General features: G+C 40.1%; 9 protein-coding genes. 2 read left to right on the forward strand and 7 right to left on the reverse strand.

Translation table 11 applies throughout. The features are described from left to right. From nusA to cysS, 3 genes are all read right to left on the reverse strand, one after another. Positions 1–1,176: transcription termination factor NusA (nusA, locus tag FWE37_07990; GenBank protein MCL2520918.1), on the reverse strand; the 1,176-nt coding region annotated here is incomplete at its 3' end. Between the two features lie 8 nt (positions 1,177–1,184). After that, complete coding sequence (locus tag FWE37_07995; protein MCL2520919.1) at positions 1,185–1,595, reverse strand: hypothetical protein; 411 nt, start codon at positions 1,593–1,595, stop codon at positions 1,185–1,187. Positions 1,596–1,758: 163 nt separating this feature from the next. Continuing rightward, positions 1,759–3,162 carry a cysteine--tRNA ligase gene (cysS, locus tag FWE37_08000; protein ID MCL2520920.1) on the reverse strand — a complete coding sequence of 468 codons (1,404 nt, stop codon included), beginning with the start codon at positions 3,160–3,162 and terminating at the stop codon, positions 1,759–1,761. A gap of 210 nt (positions 3,163–3,372) precedes the next feature. On the opposite strand from cysS, the gene FWE37_08005 reads away from it, so the two are divergent. Beyond that, positions 3,373–4,272, forward strand: coding sequence for a hypothetical protein (locus FWE37_08005; GenBank protein MCL2520921.1), 900 nt, complete (start codon positions 3,373–3,375; stop codon positions 4,270–4,272). Between the two features lie 164 nt (positions 4,273–4,436). Here the strand turns inward: FWE37_08005 and FWE37_08010 are convergent, their stop codons facing one another. The 3 genes from FWE37_08010 to FWE37_08020 form a co-directional block, all read right to left on the reverse strand. Continuing rightward, complete coding sequence (locus tag FWE37_08010; protein ID MCL2520922.1) at positions 4,437–5,000, reverse strand: Uma2 family endonuclease; 564 nt, start codon at positions 4,998–5,000, stop codon at positions 4,437–4,439. A 108-nt stretch (positions 5,001–5,108) separates the two neighbouring features. After that, positions 5,109–6,914: a toprim domain-containing protein gene (locus FWE37_08015; protein MCL2520923.1), complete on the reverse strand. Its 1,806-nt coding sequence runs from the start codon at positions 6,912–6,914 to the stop codon at positions 5,109–5,111. 103 nt (positions 6,915–7,017) lie between these two features. Beyond that, entirely contained in the window at positions 7,018–7,302 is a 285-nt protein-coding gene (locus FWE37_08020; protein MCL2520924.1) for a type II toxin-antitoxin system RelB/DinJ family antitoxin, read from the reverse strand. Between the two features lie 117 nt (positions 7,303–7,419). Between FWE37_08020 and FWE37_08025 the strand changes: the two genes are divergently transcribed. After that, entirely contained in the window at positions 7,420–7,962 is a 543-nt protein-coding gene (locus FWE37_08025; GenBank protein ID MCL2520925.1) for a Uma2 family endonuclease, read from the forward strand. Positions 7,963–8,050: 88 nt separating this feature from the next. Here the strand turns inward: FWE37_08025 and FWE37_08030 are convergent. Continuing rightward, positions 8,051–9,073 (reverse strand): hypothetical protein (locus FWE37_08030; GenBank protein ID MCL2520926.1); only part of this gene is annotated, 1,023 nt, incomplete at its 5' end.

Below are 9,073 nucleotides of genomic sequence, written 5' to 3' on the forward strand. Positions count from 1 at the left end.
ACCATTTTCCTGCAAAGTGTTAGCCAAACGCTGGCTGATACCGGGCAAGTCGGCGATACCTTCAATCTCTAGGCCTTCATCACTTTCAAATAAAGCCTCAGCATCTTCGTAAGCTTCGGGGCTTATATCCAGCTCGGCAAATTGGCTTTGTGTTTTAACATCAATGTTCCAATCTACTAAACGGTTAGCCAGCCGCACATTTAAGCCTTGTTTACCAATGGCTAAACTTAGCTGTTCGTCATCAACTATCGCTAAAGCTTGTTTTTTTTCGCTGTCTAAAATAAAAACTTGACTAACGGCCGCCGGCGACAAAGCGTTAGCAATAAAAACCACCGGGTTATGGTCATACCTAATAATATCTAGCTTTTCGCCTTCCAACTCACTAATAACCGCTTGTACCCGGCTGCCGCGCTGCCCCACGCAGCTGCTTACGGCATCAATATCATCACGATTACTTTCCACAGCCACCTTAGTACGGTAACCAACCTCACGCACTATCTTACGAATATTAATTAAGCCGTCTTTTAACTCCGGCACTTCATTTTCGATAATTTGTTTAACAAACTCGGTATGACTGCGCGATAACACAATAGACAGCCCGCCGCTGTTTTTTACCACATCGTAAACCAGTACTTTAATACGGTCTTCTAAGCGATAGCTTTCGCGCGGCGATTGAAAACGTTTGGGCAACATACCTTCCGTTGTGCCTATATCAACAAAAAGATTACCATTACGCTCGCGCTTACAGTAGCCGATAACCACCTCACCTTTTTTATTTTTATATTCGCTATATAATATATCTTTTTGAATATCACCTAAATCTTTTTTAGCTTTTTGCTTGGCCGTTTGTACATCGCCTCTGTCAAAGGTGGCGGGGTTAATTTCTATTAATATTTCATCACCTATTTCGGCTTCTTCGTTATAGGTTTTAGCTTCGCTAATCTCGATATGCACAGCCGGGTTATCCCAATCGTCATCATCTACCACAATTTTTTTAGCATAAAGTGCAACGTATTTATTATTTTGCGTAAACTCTACCAAAGCGTTATCGTTACTGCCAAAATGCCGTTTGTAGGCGGCCAGCAGGGTTTCTTCTATGGTTTTTAATACCAGCTCTTCACTGATATTTTTTTCCTGCTTAATTAACTTAATCGCCTCCGATATATCTGCTTTCATAATTAAAGCTACCCCCTCAATTTTGCCTTTGCTATTGCGGCATATTCATAAAGGTTAGCATTAACATAAACACCAACCTCGTTACTTTCACCAATTATTCCCAGCGCCGTTTCACCGGTTTTTAAATTTAGCTGCACCTCTTTACCTTTAAAGATGGCGTATTCATGCACATCTTTAAAAACACGGTTTAACCCGGGGCTAGATACCTCCAGCAAAGCCTCGCCGCCGGCCGGCATTAAAGCTTGCAAACGGGCTGCGCAAGCCAAACTAACTTTAGCGCAGTCATCTAGGCTAACACCGTTTTGTTTATAGATATAAAGCATAAATTTTAAGCCGCCTTTAACCGGACTATGGCTAAGTTCTACCACTTTAAAACCCAACCCTTCGATAATTGGCGTTACTACCGCTAAATAATCCATTTGACACCCTATAAAAAAATCTTCCAGTTATTCTGGAAGATTTTTCGTTTACTTAATCAATCTTGGCTTTAGTTTAAAGCTTTAAAATAATTTTGTCAAGCTCTTTCATCACTTTTTTACAAATATCATTTAATTTCTATAAATAATCACCAAAATAAAACTATTATTTTAACCGCCAAGTAGTCTCCGCCCCTTTATCCTCTAAAATAATTCCCTCCACTAAAAGTTTAGCACGCAAATTATCGGCTAGGGCAAAGTCTTTAGCTAGCTTAGCTTGTTTACGTTCTTCAATTAGGGCCAATAAATGCTCCGGTAATGCCTCCGGTTCGGCAGTTTCTCGAGCCGCTTCGGCAAACAGGCCAAGCGCTAAAATATCATCGCAGTGCTTAAGCAGCTGGGCTTTACTAATATCACTTAATTTGTCATCTTTTAAAGCTGTATGCACTAAGGCAATCGCCTCGACACTGCTAAGGTCGTTTAAAAGTTTATCGTTAAATTCTTTAATTAAAGCCGCAGCTTTAGCTGTGATATTGCTATCGGCCGATAGTAAAGCCAGCCGCGCTGCTTGCCCTACCAATTTAGCCCGAGCCGTTTTAGCGGCCTTTAAAGCCTCTGTACTAAAATTTAATTTTTTACGGTAATTAGCAATTAAACAAAAATAACGATAATCTAATGCTTTAAAACCTTGTTCCAGTAAAGCGCTTAAAGTTAAAAAACTGCCGCTGCTTTTGCTCATTTTATCACTATTAAGTACTAAAAATTCGCCGTGCAGCCAAAATTTAGCCGGCTCTTTACCGTAAGCCGCCAGCGATTGAGCAATTTCGTTGGTATGGTGCACCCCAATGTGGTCTACCCCGCCGCAATGAATATCAAATTGTTTCCCTAAATACTTATGGCTCATGGCACTGCACTCAATGTGCCAGCCCGGATAACCGCGCCCCCACGGACTATCCCACAACATCGCCTGCCGCTCAAATTTGCTGCTGGTAAACCATAGCACAAAATCTTCGTTGTTACGTTTGTTACCATCGGCAGCTACCCGGCTTACGGTATCGCTGCTTAGGCCATAACCACGTAAAATACCGTATTTTTTATCTTTACTGCTATCAAAATAAAGGTTACCGCCGGCTTGATAAGTGTACCCTCTTTGCTCTATTAACTTAATAGTATCTATCATCTCGGTGATATGGTCGGTGGCTAAGCAAACTGCCGTTGGTTTTAAAATATTTAAAGCCTCGCAATCTTTAAAAAAAGCGGCGGTAAAAAACCGAGCAATATCCCACACATCCATACCTTGCTCGCGGGCGGCCTTAATCATTTTATCTTCGCCCTCATCACCATCGCTGGTTAAGTGGCCTACATCGGTAATATTCATTACATGGTTTACATTATAACCGGCTAATTGCAGAGTGCGCCGCAGTAAATCTTCAAAGATATAAGTGCGCAGGTTGCCAATGTGGGCATAGGCATAAACCGTAGGGCCGCAGCAATAAAGCAAGGCCTCGTTTTTAGTGATAGGTTTAAAATCTTGTACTTTACGGGTTAAACTATTATAAAGCTTAAGCATTAGCTATTCCTTTGTTTTAATGTAATAATTTTTTATAACATATATTAAGTATAACATTTTAGAGGATTAATGTAAAGTAAATTTTTAGACCTAAAAATAATTAACCGTCCTCTTTAATAAATTATTTATCACCATTTTGTATTATAAGATATTTGACAAAAAGTTACTAACAGTTTATAATATTAGAAAAATTTTAATAGGAAGGTAAATATGCTTTGGCCGGGCTTAAAAAAATTGGGGAAAGAGTTAAATTTAACCCTAACATCATCGGAAGTAGTTGGGGTAATAAAAAATTGTTTTATAAAAATGTACGATGGTAATAGTATTAAGGTTTTAGAGATATATCCGCCGCAAATAGACGAAGACGATAAAAATTTTATTGCCGATACACTTGTTAAAAATAAAGTTAAAAATTATACTTATCACTTTAATAGCTTAATTATTAATTTTAATGAAGTACTTAAACCGTACTCTATCACTAAAATAAAAAATCTTTTATTAACATTTACCGATTATTTTGCCGCTAAACACGGCGGTGAAGTTTTATGCCAAGAGTGTAAAGAAAGTAAAGAACCAGCGCTTTACATCGTTAATAAAGTAGCGGTTTATTGGTGTCAAAATTGTTTAAATAAGGAAAAGCATAACTATGAAATTGCTCAAAGGGAGCAAGCTGAAATACCTAATAACTACCTAGCCGGTTTTGGAGGGGCATTACTGTTTGCTTTGCCGGGCATTTTAATTTCGGTTATCTTTTTTGTTTTTTTAAATAGCATAGTTGCCCTCGCAGCAGTCGTGTACACATTTTTAGCGACTAAAGGATACAAACAATTTAAAGGCAAAAAAACCCTATTAGGAGAAGCCATTATCATAGGCGTTAGCCTTGTGATGATAGGCGTGGGTACTTTAGTTGCCTATTCGGTGTTTATTTTAAGAATTATCGAAACTTTTGATATAACCTTATTGCTAAGCGTTTTAGCGCTAGCCGAAGTACAACAAGAATTGTTGTCAAACTTGGCAATGACTTATCTTGTTTCGAGCTTTTTTATTATTCTTCAGATAATTTTTATGCTAAAAGATTATAGGGTTAAATTTAAAATAGAAAAACTGTAATAAACCTGCTTTTCATACCTTTTGTGATTATATTTTTTATTAACCACGAAAGAACCTTTGTTTTTACTTCTTTAATCTTGTTTCGTTGTTATCCGTTTAGTTGTATTTAACTGGAATTTTATATCACAAAACATCTTTTATTCCCTATAAAGTAATTACCCACCTTACCCGCCAAACATACCTCTTTGTAGCGGGGTAAAATCGATGGTTAAATCAGCAAAAATTTGCACCTTTACAGCGGTTTCATTGCGGTAAACCTGCTCGGCAAAGTTGCCGTCACCCCCCAGTACAAAAGTATGTACAAGGTAGGGGTTTTCTACAACCCAATATTCGCGTACACCCGCTCGTTCGTAGTTAAGGCGTTTTTGGCCCAAATCACGTTTTAGTGTGCCAAACGAACCAATTTCAACAACAAAATCGGGGTCACCCGTAATACAGCGTTCGCTGTATTTACTAGGGTCGCATAATACCAACAAATCGGGACGGCAAATGGTGTCTTCATCGGCAAACAGCCTTACATCAAACTCGGTAAAAACTTCACACTTTTTTTGCCAAAAATAATTACCTAACTGCAAATTTAAATGATGACACATTTTAGAATGACTACCCACCGGGGACGGCGACATAAAAAGTTTGCCCAGTTCAAGCTCGGCACAAAGGCCATCTTCATATAAATTGAAGTAATCTTCTATCGTGTAATAACGTTCGAGGTTAATAGCATTACTCATAGCTTTATTATACTGTATTTGAGAGGTATGAGCAAGCAAAATAGTACTCCATTTATGAGGTAAAAGGGTTAAACCAACTAGCCATAATTTATTTTAAAATTACAATGTTTACCCCACATCATCTATCAAATTAGCCATAATATAATCTCGGCGGTTAGGGGTATTGTTACCCATATAAAAATTTAAAATTTCTTTGGTATTTTTAAGGCTCTCTATCGTTACCGGTATTAAACGCATATCGCTGCCAATAAAGGGGCCAAATTCATCGGGGCTAATTTCGCCAAGCCCTTTAAAGCGGGTTACTACGCCATTTTTCACCTTTTTTAAAGCTGCTTCTTTTTCTTTTTCGTTATAACAATAAATTTGCTCCTTACCTTTGGTTACCCTAAAGAGAGGTGTTTCTAAAATAAAAATTTTCCCGGTAATAATCAACTCTTCAAAGTAGCTTAAGAAAAAAGTTAAAAGTAAGTTTCTAATATGGTAGCCATCAAAGTCGGCATCGGTGGCCACAATAATTTTGTTGTAACGCAGGTTGGCTACCTCGCCTTCAATGCCCAGCGCCATCATTAGGTTAAAGAGCTCTTCGTTACGATAGATAGATGACTGCGGATAGCCGTAACAGTTCCACGGCTTACCGCGCAGGCCATAAACGGCTTGTGTTAGAGGGTTACGCTTTTTGCCTAAACTGCCGGCGGCGCTGTTACCTTCGGTGATAAAGATACTGCTCTCTTCGCCCAGTTTATCACCAATATGGTGATGACAATCTTTTAACTTAGGAATATTTAACGATACACGTTTGGCCGCCGCCCTCGCCTCTTTTTTAACATCGTTAAGCTCTTTACGCAGCCGTTCATTTTGCAAGATTTTTTCGCGCAATTTATCGGCGGTAGCTTTATTTTTATGCAAAAAATCTTCGATAGCCGCCTTAGTTTCGGCCACTAGCGGCCCTTTAATATCGTTATTGCCCAGCTTATTTTTAGTTTGGCTCTCAAAGATAGGGTCTTTAATTTTAATGGCCATTGCACAGGCCATACCCTCACGTAAATCGCCGCTATTAAAGCTGCTTTTATAATAATCGTTTACTCCTTTAATCAGCCCCTCTTTAAAGGCCGATAAATGAGTACCGCCATCGCTGGTGTATTGGCCATTCACAAAGCTAAAGAAGCTTTCACCATACCCCTCGCTGGTGTGGCTTAAGGCAAATTCTAGGCTGACCGAACGGTAGTAAACGATAGGGTACTGCACATCACTGCCTACCTCACGCACTAAAAAATCGTACAGACCATTTTCACTGTAAAATTTTTCTTCATTAAAAATTAGGGCTAGCCCTTTATTTAAACAGGCATAACTAAAGAGCCTTTGCTTAATAAAATCGAAATTAAAGCTGTAAGTACCAAAGATTTCTTCATCGGGGATAAATTCCACATAAACACCATTAACTTCAGCGCTTTTGCCTTCGTTTTGCTTTAAAAGTTTGCCTTGACTAAATACCGCCTCAAAATATTGGCCATCACGCATGCTGCGTACCAAAAAGTGGCTGGAAAGGGCATTAACGGCCTTTGTGCCTACCCCATTAAGCCCCACCGAAAACTGGAAAACTTCATCGTTATATTTAGCGCCGGTGTTAATCACGCTCACACAATCAATCACCTTGCCTAACGGGATACCGCGCCCGTAGTCGCGCACGCTAACTTTTTTATCTTGTATAACTATATCTACTTGCCGGCCATTGCCCATAATATATTCATCGATGGCGTTATCAATTATCTCTTTAAGCAGCACATAAATGCCGTCATCAATATTGCTGCCGTCGCCTAGCCTGCCAATGTACATACCGCTGCGCAGGCGGATATGCTCTAGCGGTGAAAGGGTTTTGATGGCTTCTTCGTTGTAATTTGCGGTTGGTTTTGTCATAACCGCTGTATTATAGGTAAAGATGGAGAGTATGTCTAGTAGTTGCAAAAATTTTAGATTTTGTGTAGTATTAGGCAGTTATTGATAGAATATCAGAAAATTTTTAGATTAAAGGATATTCGTCTACCAAAATAAGTTCATGCTCTGTAAGTTTTGTTCTTCCTGCGTCTACATCTTCAACCATTTTGCGTAATCTTGCCATATTTTCTTCACTATAAAACGGGTCTAGTTCTGCCTCTACTTCAAAAGGAATGCGCCTATCTTGCGTAACTTTAACGGCAAACATGGTAAAAGCTGTAGCTAGGTTAAGCCCCATATCTTTACAGGTTTGCTCCATACGCTTTTTTAACTCTGCGTCCATTGTAAATTGTACTGCCACTTCTGCCATCTTTGTTACTCCTTTATGCTAGTATAACACATTGAGCCAATATTGTGCAGCTTACTCCATGTTGGTTCACGGCAAGTTTTTCTTGCCCTCTTCCTCTTTTAATGCTATAATTAAGTTATGAGCAGTTTATTAAATGCAGAACCCTATTATACTATAGAAGATTATTATGCCATAGAAGATGGCGGCCGTTATGAACTTTATAAAGGTACGCTTTATGCGATGGCTTCGCCTAATCGCCAGCATCAAAAAATTTCCTTTGAGCTAAGCAGACAAATTGGAAACCATCTTGTAGACAAAACTTGTGAAGGTTATGCCGACCTAGACACTCAGCTCTTTGAAGATGAAGATACCATTGTTAGGCCCGATTTATTAGTTGTGTGTGATGAAAATAAATTTAAAGGTAACGGTGTAGTTGGCGCCCCAGACTTTATTATTGAAATCGCCTCTGAAAGTACAAGCGGTATAGATATACTGAGAAAACGTATGCTTTACGAGCGAGCCGGCGTAAAAGAGTATTGGATTATCATCGATAAAAATACTGTTATTACTTATAGGCTTAACAATAATGGCCGCTTTGAGGAAGAGGCTTATAGCGGTGAAAAACTGGTTATACCCGTCAAAATCCTTAAAGGCTTAGAGTTAAATTTTGAAAACTGTTAAACATAAACCCATCTTCTTTGTAACAAGCCTAACATATCTAGCCAATATTGGCTAACGCTCTTAGTTATTAATTTTCAGTTATCAACTATTACGGTATGCGTATAAAAAACCTATTTAAAAAATCCATACGCTCACGGCTAAGCCGGCTAAAGGGACTTAAGGGATAATTTTGGTAGGCCTGCTGGTAAAAACTATAAGCCCGCTGCATATTACGGCGCGAATCGTTATTTTCAAAAAACTGTCCTAATCTAAAAAGCAGCTCGGCGGCATCGTTATTGTTAGGAAAACGGCGGATAAAACTTTGCAGCAGCTCGTCACTTAAATCGATAAGCTCGGTTTGGTTAGTAGTATAACGCAGTAAGTAAGCTAACTCACCGGCCGTCATCGTAGCCGCCGCCGCTATCACTTCGTTTTGCCTGCTAAGTAAAGTTTGCGGAGTGTTATTATTGATAGCGGCCTCGATAAACGAACCGCTATCGGGCTGCACAACTTGCGGCGGTGCGGCAGTTTCGGGAATTGCCGGCGGTAAAGCCGATGGAGCCGGCACAGCTTCGGCGATAACTAAAGTTACCACAATTTCTTCTATACCATTAGGTAAATTACGCCTAAAAGCTAATTGATAAGTACCGGCTTGCCGGGCCCTAAAAATAAAACTGGCTTCACCGGTTTGGGTGTTATGGTCTTTACGTAAAAACTCGAGGGCTAAAGGTAAAGCCGAAACGGCCGGATACCAGCTGGCATCACTTAAAGTTATAGCCACTGTTTCACCTACTGGGGCCGTTACCGTCATCGTTTGCGGAGCCGGTACAGGCGGAGGTGGAGCTATTCTGATGGGTGGTGGCTCTACCGTTTCCGTTTCAGTTTGTGTTGTAACCGGTGGTGTTACAGGCGGCTGTACTACCGCCGGGGCAACCGTAGCTGGCGGCGGGGCCGGCACTTGAGGAACCGGAGCTACCACCGGCGGTATGACATTTTGTACCTGCGCCTCTGCTAGCTCGGCCTCACGTTGAGCCAGCTGGGCTTGCGCTTCCGCTAACTCGGCCTGCAACTGGGCTAATTGCTGCTGAGTTGCTAAAAATTCAGCTTGCCTTTGTTCTTCGGCTAATCTGGC

Source organism: Spirochaetaceae bacterium (assembly GCA_009784515.1).
Lineage (GTDB): Bacteria > Spirochaetota > Spirochaetia > WRBN01 > WRBN01 > WRBN01.